Source organism: Cutibacterium acnes (assembly GCF_003030305.1).
Classification (GTDB): Bacteria; Actinomycetota; Actinomycetes; order Propionibacteriales; family Propionibacteriaceae; genus Cutibacterium; species Cutibacterium acnes.
On record NZ_CP023676.1, the window covers coordinates 2,305,321 to 2,322,434 of the forward strand.

The 17,114-nt window shown below is 60.4% G+C and carries 14 protein-coding genes, 3 tRNA genes and 1 pseudogene; 8 read left to right on the forward strand and 10 right to left on the reverse strand.

From position 1 onward, the window contains the following. Positions 1–45: 45 nt before the first annotated feature. A tRNA-Arg gene (locus CPA42_RS11600) sits at positions 46–118 on the reverse strand. Between the two features lie 230 nt (positions 119–348). Beyond that, positions 349–438, reverse strand: a tRNA-Ser gene (locus tag CPA42_RS11605). Positions 439–660: 222 nt separating this feature from the next. On the opposite strand from CPA42_RS11605, the gene CPA42_RS11610 reads away from it, so the two are divergent. Then, complete coding sequence (locus tag CPA42_RS11610) at positions 661–2,514, forward strand: LCP family glycopolymer transferase (protein WP_032504863.1); 1,854 nt, start codon at positions 661–663, stop codon at positions 2,512–2,514. Between the two features lie 48 nt (positions 2,515–2,562). On the opposite strand, the gene CPA42_RS11615 is transcribed toward CPA42_RS11610, so the two are convergent. Both CPA42_RS11615 and galK read right to left on the reverse strand, forming a co-directional pair. Next, the gene (locus CPA42_RS11615; protein WP_002516316.1) at positions 2,563–3,534 is read right to left on the reverse strand and encodes a LacI family DNA-binding transcriptional regulator; all 972 of its coding nucleotides are present in this window, start codon (positions 3,532–3,534) and stop codon (positions 2,563–2,565) included. 40 nt (positions 3,535–3,574) lie between these two features. After that, positions 3,575–4,810: a galactokinase gene (galK, locus tag CPA42_RS11620; protein ID WP_002518187.1), complete on the reverse strand. Its 1,236-nt coding sequence runs from the start codon at positions 4,808–4,810 to the stop codon at positions 3,575–3,577. Between the two features lie 217 nt (positions 4,811–5,027). Between galK and CPA42_RS11630 the strand changes: the two genes are divergently transcribed. Together CPA42_RS11630 and CPA42_RS11635 are read left to right on the forward strand one after the other, a co-directional pair. Beyond that, a complete protein-coding gene (locus CPA42_RS11630; protein WP_002516233.1) occupies positions 5,028–6,737 on the forward strand; it encodes a sodium:solute symporter family protein in 1,710 nt (569 codons plus the stop codon). A 64-nt stretch (positions 6,738–6,801) separates the two neighbouring features. Then, complete coding sequence (locus CPA42_RS11635; protein ID WP_002519553.1) at positions 6,802–7,020, forward strand: hypothetical protein; 219 nt, start codon at positions 6,802–6,804, stop codon at positions 7,018–7,020. A 103-nt stretch (positions 7,021–7,123) separates the two neighbouring features. On the opposite strand, the gene CPA42_RS11640 is transcribed toward CPA42_RS11635, so the two are convergent. The 4 genes from CPA42_RS11640 to CPA42_RS11655 all read right to left on the reverse strand — a co-directional run bounded on the left by CPA42_RS11640 (position 7,124) and on the right by CPA42_RS11655 (position 9,517). After that, the gene (locus CPA42_RS11640; RefSeq protein WP_002519554.1) at positions 7,124–7,615 is read right to left on the reverse strand and encodes a hypothetical protein; all 492 of its coding nucleotides are present in this window, start codon (positions 7,613–7,615) and stop codon (positions 7,124–7,126) included. Between the two features lie 68 nt (positions 7,616–7,683). Next, positions 7,684–7,769, reverse strand: a tRNA-Ser gene (locus tag CPA42_RS11645). A 195-nt stretch (positions 7,770–7,964) separates the two neighbouring features. Then, on the reverse strand, positions 7,965–8,450 hold the full coding sequence (locus tag CPA42_RS11650; protein ID WP_002516342.1) for a hypothetical protein: 486 nt from the start codon (positions 8,448–8,450) through the stop codon (positions 7,965–7,967). Positions 8,451–8,866: 416 nt separating this feature from the next. Continuing rightward, positions 8,867–9,517: a hypothetical protein gene (locus tag CPA42_RS11655; RefSeq protein WP_002516266.1), complete on the reverse strand. Its 651-nt coding sequence runs from the start codon at positions 9,515–9,517 to the stop codon at positions 8,867–8,869. Positions 9,518–9,655: 138 nt separating this feature from the next. Between CPA42_RS11655 and CPA42_RS11660 the strand changes: the two genes are divergently transcribed. Then, a complete protein-coding gene (locus tag CPA42_RS11660) occupies positions 9,656–10,657 on the forward strand; it encodes an NAD(P)H-quinone oxidoreductase (RefSeq protein WP_002516373.1) in 1,002 nt (333 codons plus the stop codon). 198 nt (positions 10,658–10,855) lie between these two features. Next, on the forward strand, positions 10,856–12,280 hold the full coding sequence (argG, locus tag CPA42_RS11665; RefSeq protein ID WP_002519556.1) for an argininosuccinate synthase: 1,425 nt from the start codon (positions 10,856–10,858) through the stop codon (positions 12,278–12,280). A gap of 70 nt (positions 12,281–12,350) precedes the next feature. Here the strand turns inward: argG and CPA42_RS13320 are convergent, their stop codons facing one another. Then, on the reverse strand, positions 12,351–12,551 hold the full coding sequence (locus CPA42_RS13320; RefSeq protein ID WP_230606499.1) for a hypothetical protein: 201 nt from the start codon (positions 12,549–12,551) through the stop codon (positions 12,351–12,353). Here CPA42_RS13320 and CPA42_RS11670 point away from each other — a divergent pair. Both CPA42_RS11670 and CPA42_RS11675 read left to right on the forward strand, forming a co-directional pair. Next, positions 12,475–12,633 (forward strand): annotated as a pseudogene (locus CPA42_RS11670) (DUF4282 domain-containing protein); the annotation flags it as partial. The gene CPA42_RS13320 and the pseudogene CPA42_RS11670 overlap by 77 nt on opposite strands. A 101-nt stretch (positions 12,634–12,734) precedes the next feature. Continuing rightward, on the forward strand, positions 12,735–13,943 hold the full coding sequence (locus tag CPA42_RS11675; RefSeq protein WP_002516269.1) for an MFS transporter: 1,209 nt from the start codon (positions 12,735–12,737) through the stop codon (positions 13,941–13,943). Between the two features lie 48 nt (positions 13,944–13,991). Here the strand turns inward: CPA42_RS11675 and CPA42_RS11680 are convergent, their stop codons facing one another. Beyond that, positions 13,992–16,151: a cation:proton antiporter gene (locus tag CPA42_RS11680; protein ID WP_002518166.1), complete on the reverse strand. Its 2,160-nt coding sequence runs from the start codon at positions 16,149–16,151 to the stop codon at positions 13,992–13,994. Between the two features lie 340 nt (positions 16,152–16,491). Here CPA42_RS11680 and CPA42_RS11685 point away from each other — a divergent pair, with 340 nt between their 5' ends. Next, positions 16,492–17,058: a WhiB family transcriptional regulator gene (locus tag CPA42_RS11685; RefSeq protein ID WP_002516189.1), complete on the forward strand. Its 567-nt coding sequence runs from the start codon at positions 16,492–16,494 to the stop codon at positions 17,056–17,058. The last annotated feature ends 56 nt before the right edge of the window (positions 17,059–17,114 follow it).

Below are 17,114 nucleotides of genomic sequence, written 5' to 3' on the forward strand. Positions count from 1 at the left end.
CCTCGAGACGACGAAACCCCGCCACAAAGGCGGGGTTTCCATCTGCGCGCCCGGAGGGATTCGAACCCCCAACCTTCTGATCCGTAGTCAGATGCTCTATCCGTTGAGCCACGGGCGCATTGTGCTGTGCACGTTGCTAAACGTTACAGCCTTCAATTCCGTAATGCAAATTCGCGTAATTCAGTCCCCGGAAATCCGCCTGACAAGCGGGTTTGCGGAACACCAGATGCGAGACACCAGGCCGCCGAGGGGTATCGTCGATCCCAACTCCAGGACCTTCATCCGAGGCACTACCAGCCCCACCATGCACAAAGCCCGGCGCCCCCTATAGGAGTCACCGGGCATCCGCGGAGGTGGCGGGATTTGAACCCGCGATGGGATTACCTCCCAAACCCGCTTAGCAGGCGGGCGCCATAGACCTGACTAGGCGACACCTCCAAGTGCCGTGTCAGCCTACTCTCTCAACCCCAAACCCTCCAATTCCGGGCCGCGACAACGCGCCCCATCGACCCCGACACGCCCCCGACAAGGGACGTCTGCGCTGCGCAGGCCACTGAGGCAGTCACGATCGCCGCCCGCCAGCCAGGCGGTACCGCCCCGTATTGGGTGCAGCGGTTAACATGGGGTCCACCCCATCGACATTTACGGAAAGGGATGTGCATGGCTGACGCGTCGCGCGGCGCCAACTCGCCGTCTCCACGTCACGCCGCTCAACCGGATTGGATGAACGATCCGGAGGCCAATGAGGACACACATGTCCTGCGGCGGGCGGATCTCAGGGCAGCCGCCCGGCCACCGACGCGTTCCCCGCGTCCACGCCGGTCCGCTGCTGAGCCCCCTGTTAACGCCCCACAGCCCCTCAACGAGCCGAAATCCCGCCCTACCCCAGCCCGACGAGCCGCAACCGCCAAGGCTTCACCAGCTAACCGCAGCCGCCGCAGACCATCGCGGTGGAACGAGGAGGCCAGACGCAACCATGCCTTCAACACCTGCCTGGGATGGACGATACTTGGGGCCATCGTCCCCGGCTTAACCCTGTCTCGTAGCCGTGCCCCGCGTCGCCGCGTCACAGGTCTGACGATCATCGGTCTTCTCCTCATTGGGCTGACCATTGCTGTTTTCTTCATCCTGGCTAACCCGACAGTTGCAGCGTCGATCGTCGTGCGACCCAAGTTGCTCACCGCTCTAACCTGGGGCTTGCCGAGTCTTGCCGTCGCCTTGGTGGCATTGCTGACCTTCTCCCACCTCGACCTTCGACCTCAGGGCATCACCCGCGGACAACGCTGGGTCTCGACCATCCTTGTCACCGCATTGTGTACCACCATCGCAACCCCGCTAGCTGTCGCTGGCCGGTATGCCTACGATCAGGACCACATGCTCGGCCGGATCTTCACCGATAAGCGGTCCGGCACCCGCCCATCCATCAACTACAACCAGGACGTCAAGGCGATTTGGGCGGCCAAGCCGCGAGTCAACGTCCTGCTCGTCGGCGCCGACGACAGCAAAGTGCGCAACTATCGCGCCGAGAACTCCATGAACACTGACACGATCATGGTGGCGTCGATTAATACCTCCAACGGTGATACCTCGATCTTCCAGATCCCCCGCAACACCGCGAGAATGCCATTCCCGTCTGATTCGCCGCTGCACAGGGACTTCCCCAACGGTTTCGTCGGGAAAGACGGTGACGGTAACAACCCCGACTACATGGCTAACGAGATCTGGTCGACGGTAAAGGCCCGCTACGTCGATCGCATGGGCGCGACCGACTACCCCGGGGCCGACGCCCTCAAGCTGGCCACCGGAGAGGCCCTCGGCCTCAAGATCGACTACTTCGTCATGCTCGACATTGACGGCCTTCAGAAGCTCATTGACGCGCTCGGCGGAGTGTCGGTGAACATCAACGAGCGCCTGCCCATCGCAGGCAATACCGAGGGCAAGAGGCCGGACGGTTACCTCGAGATTGGCGCCAACCAACACCTCGACGGCTACCACGCCATGTGGTACGCACGGTCGCGCTCAGCGAGCACCGACTACGACCGGATGGGACGCCAGTCTTGCCTTATCAAGGCCGTTCTTGACCAAACCAGCCCGCAGACTGTGTTGACCCGCTTCGAATCGATCGCTGATGCTTCCGGGCAGATGGTGGTCTCTGACATACCGCAGGGAATGCTGCCGGCCTTCGTCGACCTCGCCATCAACATGCGTGACGCCAACATCAACCGCGTCGTTTTCACCAATGGCAAGCACGGATTCTTCTCTTCCCACCCGGATTACGATCTCATCCGCAAACAGGTGGAGGCCGCCATCCATGGCGTCTCTGCGTCAAAAAACAAGAACAAGCCGGTAACGGGGGCTTCGTCTGCTAACACCCACAAGACCGCCATGGCGCCGCCGAGCCACAGCGGGTTAAAGAAGTCCCCGCAGACCCCCGCTCCACGCCCGTCACCCGATAACCACGACGTCTCCCAATCTGTGACTGACGCCTGCGCCTATAACCCGCAGCAGCCCTGACGCCTCTCCTGGGGCCGCGCCTGTGCGGTTCGTAGGCGTCGCTCGGGGTCAATGTCGCGGGGGTGCGGTACTCTCGCGAATCACCAGCGGGGCCGGAACCATGACCGACTTCCTCGGAGCACCCTGCAACTGGGCTAGGAGCTCCTCGGCGAGGCGTTGACCGACCGCCGCGAAGTCCTGTCGCACCGTCGTCATCGTCGGCCACACCGTATTTCCCAGGACGTCGTCGAATCCCACCACAGACATATCGTCCGGGATCCTGACACCCATATCGAGCAGACCGATGACGGCTCCTGCCGCCATTTCGTCATTGCTGGCTAACACGGCTGTTGCTCCGGCGTCCTTGAGGTAGCGTGCCGCATCGCGTCCTGACGAGGCCGTCCAGTCCCCGATGATGACATCGGGGATCTCGCGGTCGTTGGTCTCCAAGCACTCTTGCCAGGCCTGGCGGCGTACCACAGCCTGGCGGGAATAGTCCGGGCCGCTGACGAGGTGGACTGTGCGATGCCCCAATGCCAAGAGATAGTTAACGGCGGTACGCACACCGGAGGCCTGGTCACATCCGACGGTCGAGAAACGGCTGCACGGAGAGCCAGCCATCACGACTGGGATTCCCGGCGGTACCTCAAGGTCCTCGGGATGGTCAAGCTCAAGCCCCTCAATGATGAAGCCGTCGACTCGCCCCGCCATCCGCTTCATCGCGTGCCGGTACGACCTGACGGAGTCGTCAGCAGGCTCAAGACGATCAAGGACGACGGCAAGCTCGCTGCGGCGGGTGGCATCGACAATGGCTTGAACGGTCCGCAGCTCTCCGGTGCGTGAAAGGTCGGTAGCAAGGACGCCGATGGCACTCGTGCGGCCCGAGCGCAGGCTGCGAGCAGCCACATTGGGCGAATAGCCGACTTCGGTCATGGCCTTGAGAACCTTGTCGACAGTTTTCTTGCGAACGGCGTCGGAGTTGTTGACGACCCGCGAGACGGTCTGTTGGGATACCCCGGCAGCCGCGGCGACATCACCCATTGAGGGGCGAGACGGTCCTCGACGCTGCCGCTCGGTCATATCACTGCACCCGCAGGGCAGCAGGGCCAGGGGTAACGACGTAGAACTCGGGGTGGGCGAAACCGGCCTCCCGGAAGGAGTCCGCGACCTGCGTGGCAACCTTGTTACGAACGTCGCGATCGACCAGAGCGATGGCGCAACCGCCGAATCCGCCGCCAGTCATCCGCGCGCCAAGAGCACCAGCAGCGCGGGCCGCGTCGACAGCGGTGTCCAGTTCGGGACAGGTGACCTCGTAGTCGTCACGCAGGGAGTCGTGGGAGGCATTCATAAGCGGCCCCACTTCGCGGATTTGGCCGGTATCGAGGAGCTTAACGAACTGGGTAACACGGTCGTTCTCAGTGACGACGTGGCGGACGCGGCTAGCCATCCCTTCGTCATCGAGGGCGGCCACGGCGGCCCCCAAGTCACCGACGTCACGCAGGCTACCAACTCCGAGGATGCGTGCGGCATTCTCGCAGGCCCGCCGTCGTGCCTCATACTGGCCGTCGACCAGCCGGTGGGGAGCGCAGGTGTCGATGACAAGCAGTTCTAGGTCGGCGGTGGCCAGGTTGAAGGGGACTTGACGAACCGACCAGTCGTCACAGTCGATGAGGAGGGCGTGACCTTCGGTAGTGCGCAGCGAAGCGGTTTGATCGAGCCCTCCAGTGGGAGCCTCAGCAACCTCGTTCTCCGCAGCGCGGGCAGCATTGACGAGGCCAATACGGCCGGAGTCAGAGTCGGTGAGATCAAGGTCGTAGAGGTCGGCGAGGGCCAGACCGACGCCACACTCGACGGCTGCCGACGACGACAGTCCCGCACCCAGGGGGACGCACGTGACCAGTGCAGCCTCGAATCCCCCGAGGCCATGCCCGGCCTGACGCAGCGCCCACGCGACACCACCGGTATAGGCCTTCCAACCAGCAACCGACCCAGGAGCGATCTCGTCGAGGGTTCCCTCCCAGGTGAGAACGCTGTCGTCAAGCTGGGAGACGAGGATGACCTTGTCGTCATCACGGCGTCGAGCAGCGACGTAGGTGCGATGGGGAAGGGCGATTGGCAGGCAGAAACCGTTGTTGTAGTCGGTGTGCTCGCCGATGATGTTGACACGTCCGGGGGCCGCCCAGACGCCATCGGGGCTACCACCAATGTGCCCGCCAAAGAGGTGCCGGGCGCGAGTGGCACCCTCCTCTACCGACCATGCTGTGCCGATCGTCGGGGTCTGGTGGTCTGCCGCAATGGCGTGGGGTGTCTGCGACATAAATGGCTCCTTTGCCGGTCAAAATCCCGTGACAACGAGGCTGAGCGTACGACGATGCCAGTGGCGCTGCGTCGACTTCGCTCACTCAAAATGTTTACGTACTCAAAACTACCGGGTGCAGATGCGCTCATGCCGCACCGGGGTCTATGGTTCCCCACGGGGCGACGCCAACGAGGCCGTTCCTCCCCCGCACCAACCGAAAGGACCACTCCGCACCATGCCGTTGGAGACACTCATCAACGCAGGGTTCGTTGATTACCTGATACTGCTCATTTACTTCGTGTTCGTCCTGGGAATCGGACTGGCCGCCAGACATCAGGTGTCCGACTCCCTCGACTTCTTCTTGTCCGGACGCAGCCTGCCCGGATGGGTGACAGGGCTGGCATTCGTGTCGGCGAACCTCGGCGCCGTCGAGATCATGGGAATGTCGGCTAATGGAGCCCAGATCGGCATCCCGACGGTCCATTACTTTTGGATCGGCGCTATACCCGCGATGGTGTTCCTTGGCATCGTCATGATGCCCTTCTACTACGGCTCCGGTGTGCGCTCCGTGCCAGAGTTCATGCTCAAACGGTTCGGCCCAGCAGCGCACCTCGTTAACGCGATCTCCTTCGCGCTAGCCCAGCTTCTTATCGCCGGTATCAACCTGTACCTGCTTGGAACCATCGTCCATGCCCTGCTGGGATGGCCGCTATGGGTTGCCCTCATCGTTGCCGCGATGATCGTGCTCGCTTACATCAGCCTTGGTGGCTTGTCGGCGGCTATTTATAACGAGGTGCTGCAATTCTTCGTCATCGTCGCTTCCCTCCTACCCCTTGTCATCATCGGTTTGCATCGGGTAGGTGGCTGGAGTGGCCTCAAGGCCAAGATCACTGCTGCCGCCGAGGCTCATCCTGACGTCGTGACGCCGGCTGCCCAGCAGCTTCATTCCTGGCCTGGCCAAGCATTGTCCGGATTCGGCAGTCCAGTGATGTCTGTCATTGGCATCACGCTCGGACTCGGATTCGTGCTGTCTTTTGGCTACTGGACGACGAATTTCGTCGAGGTGCAGCGGGCAATGGCATCCGATTCTCTGTCGTCTGCACGCAAGACGCCGATTATCGGGGCCTTCCCGAAGATGCTCGTGCCCTTCCTCACCGTTTTGCCAGGCATGCTCGCTGCGGTCCTCGTCCCTGAAATTGCCCGCATGAAGGCTGGTGAGAAGGTTGCTGGTGGCGCGTCAGGTAGTTTCGTCCAGTACAACGATTCTGTGCTGTTTCTCATCCGCAACCTGTTGCCGACCGGTCTGACGGGCGTGGCGATCACAGGTCTGCTAGCTGCGTTCATGGCTGGTATGGCGGCGAATATTTCGGCGTTCAACACCGTTTTCAGCGTGGACATCTGGCAGCACTACGTCATTAAGGACAAGCCCGACGGCTACTACGTCAAGGTGGGACGCATTGCCACAGTCATCGCGACCGTCGTCGCCATTGGAACGGCGTTTATGGCGTCCGGGTTCTCCAACATCATGGACTACTTGCAGACGTTGTTCGGATTCTTCAACGCTCCGTTGTTTGCAACGTTTATCCTCGGCATGTTCTGGAAGCGCTCAACCCCGCATGCAGGCTGGTCGGGCCTGGTCGTCGGCACGCTAAGTGCGGTGACGGTGTGGGTTATGAGCCTAGCGGGAGTTTTTACCTTGCCAGGCCAGGGGACGGCATTCCTTGCCGCTACGGTCGGATTCGTCGCAGATATCATCGTCAGCATTGTGGTGTCCTTGTTTACCGAGCCTAAGCCTGCAGCAGAGCTGGTCAGGTTGGTGTACTCGGAGACCCCGAAGGAGCACCTCGTCGACCCACTGGAGAAGGATCTCCCGTGGTATCGCCGTACGGTCCCGCTCGGCATGACCGTGCTCGCCATCACCGTCGTTCTCAACATCATTTTCTGAGGAGCTTGCCATGTCCAACGGAACTGCTACGGCTCGTCGCAATCGCAGTAAGGTCGCTCGCGCGATGGACATTCGGACCGTCATAGGTGTGCTGCTCGGCCTCTACGGAATCATCTTGACGATTACTGGGTTGGTAAAGGGATCTGACGCTCACGCCGACCTGGTGTCTGGAATGTGCCTGCTCGTCGCAGGGGCAGTATTCCTCGTGTGGGTGAGGCTCCGCCCGGTCAAGGTGCCGGAAGTAGCCGAGGAGGCCAGCGAGTCGGCTGCAGGAAGGGGCTGAGCCGCCGCGATGTGGCCCGCAGCGATATAAGCCATACACGTCAGACAACAGCAGTGGCGTTCCAGAGTATTTCTGGAACGCCACTGCCGGGTTAGATGATAGGTCAAATATTTTGGCGGTATCCGCGTGATTCGTCAAGGCGGTGTGCGACGTCGACGGCGAGGTCGTCCATCTCTTTGGGGTCTCCGATTCCGGGACGGACGATGTGGGTACGCCCAACTTGGCCATGGTAAAGAGTGAGGCGAGACCGTGACTCGGTGAGCGCGGCTTTCGTGACCTTGTCCCAGGTTCCGCGGCGGTCCTGTCCGGCGCCGTGGATGTGGTAGCCCTTATCGTCCAAATCGACGTAGAGCTTCATGTGAACCATGGACCATGCTGCAGTGACAGCCAAAGCGATACCGCAGGCGAGGACGGCGATGAAGATGATGGTCACCACCTCGTGCCAGCTCTTGGCGATGCTGATGATCATGAGGACGGCACCAACGATGGACAAGACGCCGGCAATGATGAAACCACGGATAGGAGGTTCCGGCGACATGACGTGCCTGGTCGTGCCGGGTGGAAGATCCGTCACGTCCATCCTGGGCATCCCCATCTCCCATCATTGCAAGGCTGACATGCGAGAGCCTGGCCCTCGGGTGCCGCACCTGGGGACAGGCTCCGTGGCGGCGAGAGTGGGATTCGAACCCACGGAGGTTGCCCTCGGCCGCTTTCAAGGCGGCTGCACTCGTCCACTATGCGATCTCGCCAACCGGGCACGACCCGGTGGCCCCATCTTAGCCATAATTCATCGGGCATATTCATCGTCCCGGACCTAGACCCGCTCATACCTCGCCTAGACGTTGACGAATCCGAGCGCGGGCATCGTCCGGTGACGCTAATTTCCGACCCCTGGACGACGGCAATTACGAGGTTCGCCCTGTCCCGGCAGCATCTGTCAGCCATCACCGTCTTCCGGGTTGTGTGAGCACGCCAATGAGTTCGTTGACCTTCAGCGGCTTAGAGGACGACCGCCTCGTAACGATCTGGCCAGACTGATCACCTGAACGCCATCTCACCTGCCACACCTCAGTCATGCGCACGGTGTAATTTTCTGGGTGCTGGTAGATGTAACCGCAGTCCGGAGATTGGGCTCGCGGATCGGCATTTTTCGGGCGTGGGGTTGAATGAGCGCAGCGGACGGTTTTCTCGCCGGTGTTGTAGATGGTCTCGACTCGTGTGGCGTCAAGGGAAACGATAATTCCGCGCGAGGAATCGCTAGAGGTGTGACGTTCTGACCCGGGATTGTGGAACCATAACGGCTGCCCCACTGCAGTGATGTTCCACTTGTTGGCCGAAGGTCGCGGCTCAACGTAGACAACTGGCTTAGCAAGGTGAATATTCGTCGCAAGATCGACAGACCAGTCACGGGCTTCTTCCCGAGTTGACACTTTGGGCCTTACGGGAGATGGAGATAGCGTCGTACGGTTAGGCTTCGGTTCCATTAGACTCAAGTTGAGTCCAAGCAGGTACGGAATCCTAGGACTGGCCAATGACAATATAGATGAGGCGATATAAGCGTCGCTCTCTCGCCGATCCGCTGACTTTGACAGCTTGGGGGACGTCGGGGGTTGACGCTTACCTGCATGGGGGTTACTCTGCTTGTGATGAGAGCCGCCATGCCCAGGCGTACCGCGCTTAGCGCCCTCCCGTATTTTAATCCCCGACTTGTCATGGGAACCCTTGTCCGAGAACCGAACATATACAGTATGACTATCAGGATCGACACTGACACCCCCTGAAGCAAAAGAAGACCCGGGAGAAAAACTCAACATGAAAGACGTTGCCAGAACCAGCGATAAACCCTTCATACTCGACATGACGCAACCTCAGCACTTTCAGCTTCAACGATCTTTAAACTGTCACCAATCCTCCTCATGGAGAGTTCGTCTTTCCTCATCCGGCCAGGCGTCAACGTCCCGTCCTTGGGATTCACAAACCGCCAGTTAGATATATCAGCGCAACCGATAATGGCAATCTCCGAATCATCGCCCTTTGACACCCTATTGACGGTCACGCTAGAGAATGGCGTCTTGACAGGCAGCACTCTGTGGCCCCGGCTCTTCGCTTCAGAGTACGCTTTTCGAATCGCCTCGGTACCATCCTCACTGAGGATGCCTTGTAGCTCTGCAGACACCGAGTTCACCCCATCTCCGACCTCAAGCTTGTAAATCTGTTCCAAATACGTCTCATAGACCTTCTTCGCCTCCAAGAACAACGCATCCTGCTTCGTCCCTGGAGCCGGAGTTGCCGTCACCTTCACAAACTTCGGCGCCTCCGCACTCGGCGTTAGGATCGGACTTTGTGCCGGGGCCACGCTCGCAACTGGAGTTATCCCGCCCGTCGCACCAGTGGAATCCTCATCAGCGCCACATGCCGCTGTCCCTAGACCGACCATGACAAGGGCCATCATCAAGCACCAATAGTGTCGTCCAGCGCGATCCTGTCTCATCACCATGACGGAATCATGAGGGGTACCACTACCCGTTGAGAACCCTCATGTGTGGCATCTGTGGATAACGCCAGGAAACTGGGAAAACTTCGTCTGCGAGCGTGAAGGATTTGGGAGCGCTCACCCCTGTGGCAGGCTTAACACATGCATGCGATCACCGTCCGCCCGACCGACAAGACAGACTCCAAGGGGCGCCATCGTCCCGGCCCTGAATGCATTGAATGGACCGAGGTCCCCACACCGAAACCTGGCCCTGGGGAAGTCCTCGTCAAGGTGAAGGCGGCCGGCATTAACCGCGGCGACCTGCTGCAGCGCCAAGGCCTCTACCCGCCGCCGAAGGGCGTCTCGGAAACCATGGGCCTGGAGGTTACCGGCGTCATTTCCTCCCTCGGTCAAGACGTCACAGGCTGGTCCGAGGATGATGAGGTCATTGCGCTGCTAGCCGGCGGTGGTTACGCCGAGTACGTCATCGTCCCGGCAGGCCAACTCCTGCCCATCCCTGAGGGCATCGACCCGGTAACCGCGTCAACACTCATTGAGGTTACTGCCACTGTCATCTCCAACATGGACCACGTCGGCCTAGCCAGGGGTGAAACCTTCCTCGTGCACGGCGGCGCCGGCGGCATCGGCCAGTTCGCTATCCAATACGCCAAGTCGCTCGAATGCACGGTCATCACCACCTGTGGCACCGCCGAGAAGCAGGAGTTCTGCCGCACTCTCGGTGCCGACGTCGCCCTCGACTATCACGAGGACTGGGTTGCCGGCGTCAAAGACGCTACGGGGGGTCGTGGTGCCGACGTCATCCTCGACGTCATGGGCGCTAAGTACCTCGACCTCAACGTCGATGCTCTCGCTATTGGCGGGCGTCTCGACATCATTGGAATGCAGGGCGGCATCAAGGGAGAGCTCAATATTGCAAAGCTTCTCAACAAGCGCGCCCTCGTCACCGCTACTAGCCTGCGGCCTCGCCCCCTTGAAGAAAAAGCCAAGATTTGCCAGCGGGTCCGTGAGGTTGCATGGCCGCTCTACACCAATGGCAGCATCAAACCCGCCCCAGTTGAGTCCTTCCCCATGTCCGAGGCAGGCAGGGCCCACGAACGGCTCGAATCCGGTGAGGTGCTCGGCAAGGTTGCACTGACCCTCTGACGCCCTAAAACCCACAACGACCTGTCATGGCTGGCCCATGGCAGGTCGTTTTATGTTCTAGGCGTAGCCCCGATAGCTTCCCGGTCCAGCTATTCGCATCCCGTCCGCCAGCTGATAGCCCATACCTCATCATCTCCATCAACTTTCAGCTTAGCCAACCGCATATCCATTTGGGACGCTGCATATATATGCGCTAGAGTGGTTGCCGTGTCCAAGGTCATCACTCAGCTTCCCGTCGGCGAGCGCGTCGGCATCGCATTCTCCGGAGGACTCGACACCTCCGTCGCTGTCGCGTGGATGCGCGAAAATGGCGCGGTTCCGTGCACCTACACCGCCGACATTGGTCAGTACGACGAGCCCGACATCGCGTCAGTGCCGGGTCGCGCCCTCGACTACGGCGCTGAGATCTCCCGACTTGTCGACTGCAAGGCAGCGCTCGTCGAGGAGGGACTGAGCGCTATCGCGTGCGGCGCGTTCAACGTTCGCTCCGCCGGGCGCCCCTACTTCAACACCACCCCAATCGGTCGCGCCGTCACCGGCACTCTGTTGGTACGCGCTATGCATACCGACGACGTCTCCATTTGGGGCGACGGCTCCACCTATAAGGGCAACGACATCGAGCGGTTCTACCGCTACGGCTTACTCGCCAACCCGCAGCTGCGCATCTATAAGCCGTGGCTCGACGAAAACTTCGTCGCTGAACTCGGTGGCCGTGACGAGATGAGCGCCTGGCTTACCGCCCACAACCTGCCTTATCGCGACTCCAAGGAAAAGGCCTATTCCACCGACGCCAACATCTGGGGCGCCACCCACGAGGCCAAGAAACTTGAATCCCTGCACGTCTCCATCGAGTCCGTCAACCCGATCATGGGTGTCAAGTTCTGGGACCCAGACGTCAAGATCGATACTGAGGAGGTGACGGTCTCCTTCGAGCAGGGCCTGCCCGTCGCCATCAATGGCAAGGAATACGACGATAAAGTCGCCCTCGTTCTGGAGGCCAACGCCATCGGCGGTCGTCACGGCCTCGGTATGAGCGACCAGATCGAAAATCGCATTATTGAGGCGAAATCCCGCGGCATCTATGAGGCCCCGGGCATGGCCCTGCTCCACATCGCCTACGAACGTCTCGCCAACGCCATCCACAACGAAGACACTCTGGAGACTTATCACAACGAGGGGCGTCGCCTCGGGCGGCTGCTCTACGAGGGACGTTGGCTCGACCCGCAGTCCCTCATGATCCGTGAATCTCTCACCCACTGGGTCGCCAGCGCCATTACTGGATCGGTCACGCTCAAGCTGCGTCGTGGCTGGGACTACTCCATCCTTGACACCACCGGACCGAACTTCTCGTACCACTCTGAGAAGTTGTCGATGGAGCGCGTTGAGGGGGCTGCCTTCGGCCCGACCGATCGCATCGGCCAGCTCACGATGCGCAACCTCGATATCGCCGATACCCGCGAAAAGCTTGAGCTCTACTCCGCGCAAGGCCAGCTCGCCAGCCACGCCGACCTCGTTGGGCAGCTTGAGACCGGCGGCGCATCAGCTATCGCGTCCAACGGCGACGATGACGACGACAGCCAAAAGACTCTCGACGCTGCCGCAATGGAAGTTGGCGTCAACTGATCGCCACATGTTCGGGCCGCCCGGGATACCTGGTCGGCCCGAATGAGTTTTCTTGAGCCACCTCGCGCCATCAGAAAGGTGACTCATCACGTAACGCGCTACCGCTACGAGTAATAACCCGACGTCTCCCAGCCCTATCCATTATTTTCGCCGTCATCTTGTGGGCTGCTTTCAGCATCGCCTCATTAGCGTCAGATGATAAAGGCAGCACCCCGGTTGCCACCATGGCAATCATCTTCGGTTGGATTCCGTCATTTCTCTTCATTGCCATGACGAGGATGCAGACCGAATTTGTCATCGCACTCATCAGGACCAGCGAGAACTCAGCTTCTATCCGCAAAAGGTTGCGCTGACCGCACTATTGTGAGCGGGACTTCGTATCGTCTTGCGCAACCCCACTCAGACTTGGGTGGCGGCGAGGTACTAATACGTCGAATTGTTATAGAGTGCTTGGGTGCACGGTTACCGGGATGTCATCGCTATTCGGGAGGTGTGGACGACCCTCCTGTTGGCAGCCCTTATCCGGATCCCGATTTTCAGCCTCGGAATCGTCATGAGCGTCCATGTCGTCAGCTCGCTTCATCTGGATTACGTGCGCGCCGGAGCGGTAACGACTGTGGTGACCGTCGCGACCATGATTTCTGGACCATGGCGCGGCAGTATGGTCGACCGCCGCGGGCTGCGGCGCACGATGCTTCCCTCACTCATCACCACCACGATCGCGTGGGGACTGTGTCCCTGGCTAGGGTACTTCCCTCTTCTCGTGCTGTGCGCGATCGGCGGGCTGTGGAATTACCCCATCTTCACCATCCCGCGTCAGGTCCTTATGGCGGCTGTGCCTGCGTCACGACGTCGCGCGGCATTGTCACTCGATTCTGTGACCGTGGAGATCTGCTACATGATCGGCCCTACAGTTGCCATCATCGCAGCGACGACAATCGGAACCCGGATCACCATCACGGCATGCGGGTTCGTTGCCGCCATCGGAGCCATCGGCCTGATGGTCCTCAATCCCGCAACAACAGAGCCTTCTGAGGACAGCCCAGCCCGGCCTGCTACTCCGGCCTCAGCCGCGCCGATCGTCCCGGCGCCACATAGCCGCAAGATGGCGTGGCTATCCCCCCGGTCAGCATCCATCCTCTTCGCAGTCGTTGCCACCGGATTTTGTCTTGGGGGACTTGAGTTGACGGCAGTCGCCGAGATGAGGTCAATGGGCCACCCCGAAATGATCGGTTGGGTGCTGGCCGCATCCGGGTTTGGGTCAGCCATCGGCGGCACACTGTACGGGGCCTTGCCTCGAGGCGCATCGACCGCGCTTCTCCTCGTCTTCCTAGGGACGCTAACCGCCTTACCAGCCTTGTCGCGCGGCCCAGCGTCAACAGCCATCCTGCTATTTGTGGGCGGGGTGTTCTGCGCTCCGACGATTACGTCCTCCATCGATGCGCTGACCGATCTAGTGCCCGCAGACTCACGAGGCACCATCATCGGATGGCAGGGATCATGTCTCAACGGCGGGACGGCCCTGGCAGCCCCGCTCATCGGCGCCATTATGGACGCCACCGGCTGGCAGTGGGGATTCCTAGTCGCTGGAATCGCAGGCGCCGTTATTGGAGCCACCGTGTGGACGGCGGAGAGAGTTGTCCGGAAGCGCCAGGCCGTGTGAGTGGAGCTGGGGACGGCACCAAGGGGAACGAACGTCCTCAGCTGTCCCTCACCACTCGCTCGGTGAGTCCGCAGAAACCGGCGACGGCCTTCCCGGGCTCAACTCATCGAATCGCGGCCGAACCGGATCCTCGACTCCCCCACTAGCCTCCGAGGTCTGCTCAGGCTTCTCACCCTTGTCACCATGGTCAACTGTGGTGTCAGCCGGATCACCAGCAGTCGCGCTAGCGGCCGCTTTATTCTTCCCTTCAGCCGCTCTGCGGTCGGCGTCAATGCGATCTCGCACCGCCTCTTCTGAAGATGGCACCGACATCGTCTGTCGCCTCGGCTGCTCCTCCTGAGCGGCAACAGGCTCCGGAGCGTCTTTCCACTCGTCACCTAGATAAATGATGGTGTCGTCCTCTTTGGGAGCACTCATCCCGTTGGTGGCAACGTTCACCGAAGAAGGCTTAACAACAAACATCACCACAGCGTCCGGCATGGCCTCCCGGAACATTTCCCAGTTGCGGTTTTCGTCCAGTTTGACCCGTCGTACCCGCTTGCCATTACGCCACATCTTGTCCATCGCTGAGTGCGAAGTCGGGGGGTCAAAGGCCGTCCTTGCTTTGAGGATCTGCGCCGTGCCGGTAGTGGCGTCACCGTCATCTCTCTCATCCATCCGCTCCAGCTGGAAGACGTTCGCCCGTCCCAACGCACGCCGATAGTGCACGGACGCAATTGAATTGGTGTCGTCATCCGGCGTGCATGCCACCATCGAAGCGATTCCGGCAAGGTCCATATCTTCGGTGGCATATTCAGATAGAAAATCCGCAGCCTCGCATCTCAGACCAGCTTTACGTACCGCGTACAGGTCATACGCACGTCGGGTGACGATGAGAGTCGGCACATCGAAATCGCGTAGGGTCTTGGCGGTATCGATAGTCCAGGCAGGTGACCCCGCAAACATCACTCCACGCGGACTCGCAGAGGCCAGCCCGAGTTTCTCGGCGAGTCTTCCAATACCCAGACCGTAGATAGCGACAGTACAGACGATCACGAGGAAGACCAGCGGTACGAGTCGGTCGACTTGGCTGGCCATACCAGCGATCTGGTTAGCAAAGGAGAACAACCGCTTGGAATGTTCCGGATCAGATGCGGCGATCTGCTTCGCCTGCTCCCGCACGTGGTCGGCGGACTCACTGAACTGCATGGCAAAAATCGACGCCACCGACGCCGCCACGATTCCTCGCGGGGCCATGAACGACATCAGGGTGCGTTCTTGACGGGTCGTCTCGGTGCCGACCAACCCCAACAGCACCGAAGCGGGCCGAATGACGAGCACAAGCAGCGCAACGAAAATCAGGCCGGCAGACAGAATGTCGAGGATCTGAGAGGGGGTCACGCGTCCTGCAAGCATGATGAACAGGACGCCAACGAGGAGCACCTGCAGGTGTTCCTTGAACTCGATGACGGGCTCAAGCTCGAGGTTGCGCTGGTTCGCCAGGTAGATGCCGAGCATCGTAACGGCGACCAGGCCCGATTCCTCCCGAATAACGTTAGCGCCAACACACGTCCCAACGGCGACCCCGACAAAAATCACGCCTTGTAGGAAGTCCGGGATGAGGTGCCGTCTCATCATCGCGGTGACGATCCACCCGATGGGGCCAGCGAAGAGCAGCCCGACCAATAGGGTGAGCCCCAGGTTCAAGACGCCTTGCCCGATGGAAGACCCGTCGATGCTGGTTATGGCCTGATACACCAGTAATGCCAGGATGGCGCCGAGCGGATCGACGACGATTCCTTCCCACCTCAACAGAGCACTCACTCGCCGGGTAGGACGCAACTGACGCAGGATCGGGTTAATCACCGTTGGGCCGGTGACGATGAGGATCGCGCCCAGCAGCAGGGAAACGCGGCCATCAAACCCCAATGCCATCGCCGCGCCGGTGATGAGAACCCACGCCAGCCCTGCGGTGACGGTGCACAGCTGAAAAATCGGTCGCCCGAGGTCACGGACTTCGCGCAGCTTGAGTCCAAGTGACCCCTCGAAGAGGATAATCGCTACTGAAAGGTTGACACCATCGAATAGCAGCTTCCTCCCGAAGATCTCATCGGGAGTGACCCACTGTCCGAGGGCGAAGCCGATCACGAGGAGGAACAGCAGCGCGGGAAGGCGTAACCGCCATCCGAGCCACTGGGCACCGACCGCGAGTACCAGTACAAGTGCCATGTATGTTGCCGCATCCACCTGAGCACTCTAACCGGGATAACGGCGGTTTTCCCACGCGGGATCCACTACGGAGTGGACACCGTAGGCATATAGACGAAAGTCGAACGTCCAAATAACATCCTATCCAAAAGTACACATCCAGCTGTTTTGAAAACCCCCCTTCTCATTCGCCTCTAGCAGCGAAAAACTCCGAATTGAATCTGTTTACATCGGCCTGACAAGCGCGTTTGGACATCCAATTTGATCACTGTCAACGTCAGATGAAGTTGCGAAAAGCGCTTGTAGCATCACTGGCAGTTGACGTCGAACAGCCGCCTTGGCCCATTGGAAAGGAGCCATCGTGAATCGGATGAACGATCGAACTCTTCCATCCTGCGCCAACCTCAGAGCGGTCTTCCAACATCCCTTGCTCGAGGGCGATAGCACTGCCGCGACGCCCGACGACCAGCAACTGGAGCGCACTCTGCAGGCCCGCGCTCGCGCCGCCTGCTCTACCTGCCCTCTTTTTGAACAGTGCTTGGAGAACGCCATCCTCGATCACGACGTCGCTGGGTTCGCTGCTGGAACAACGCCGCGCCAACGCTCCCGCATCCGCTCCTACCTCGGCGTCAAGGTGCGCCCTGACGATTTGGAGTCTTTCGCCGGAATCATCGGTCGCGGCCATCAAGTTGCCACTCAGGACGTCATGAGGCTTCGCCGGGCTCACCCCGACCAGCCACTGAGCTTCATCGCAGACCGTCTCGGCTGCTCACTATCCACCGTGAAACGGCACCTGCGGCGGGCACGCGACACCTCGCTGGCTCCACGCCGCGAGAGGTCTTCGAGGGTCACTGCAACCCGTCTGGCTGCTGCCTACGAGTCAGTGACCGGTCGGCCCCACCCAGGTCGTGCAACGTTGGCTGCCTGAGAACGTCACGTTTTATTCACCGCTTGATCATCGCATGGTGGCAAGCTGGCTGGCAT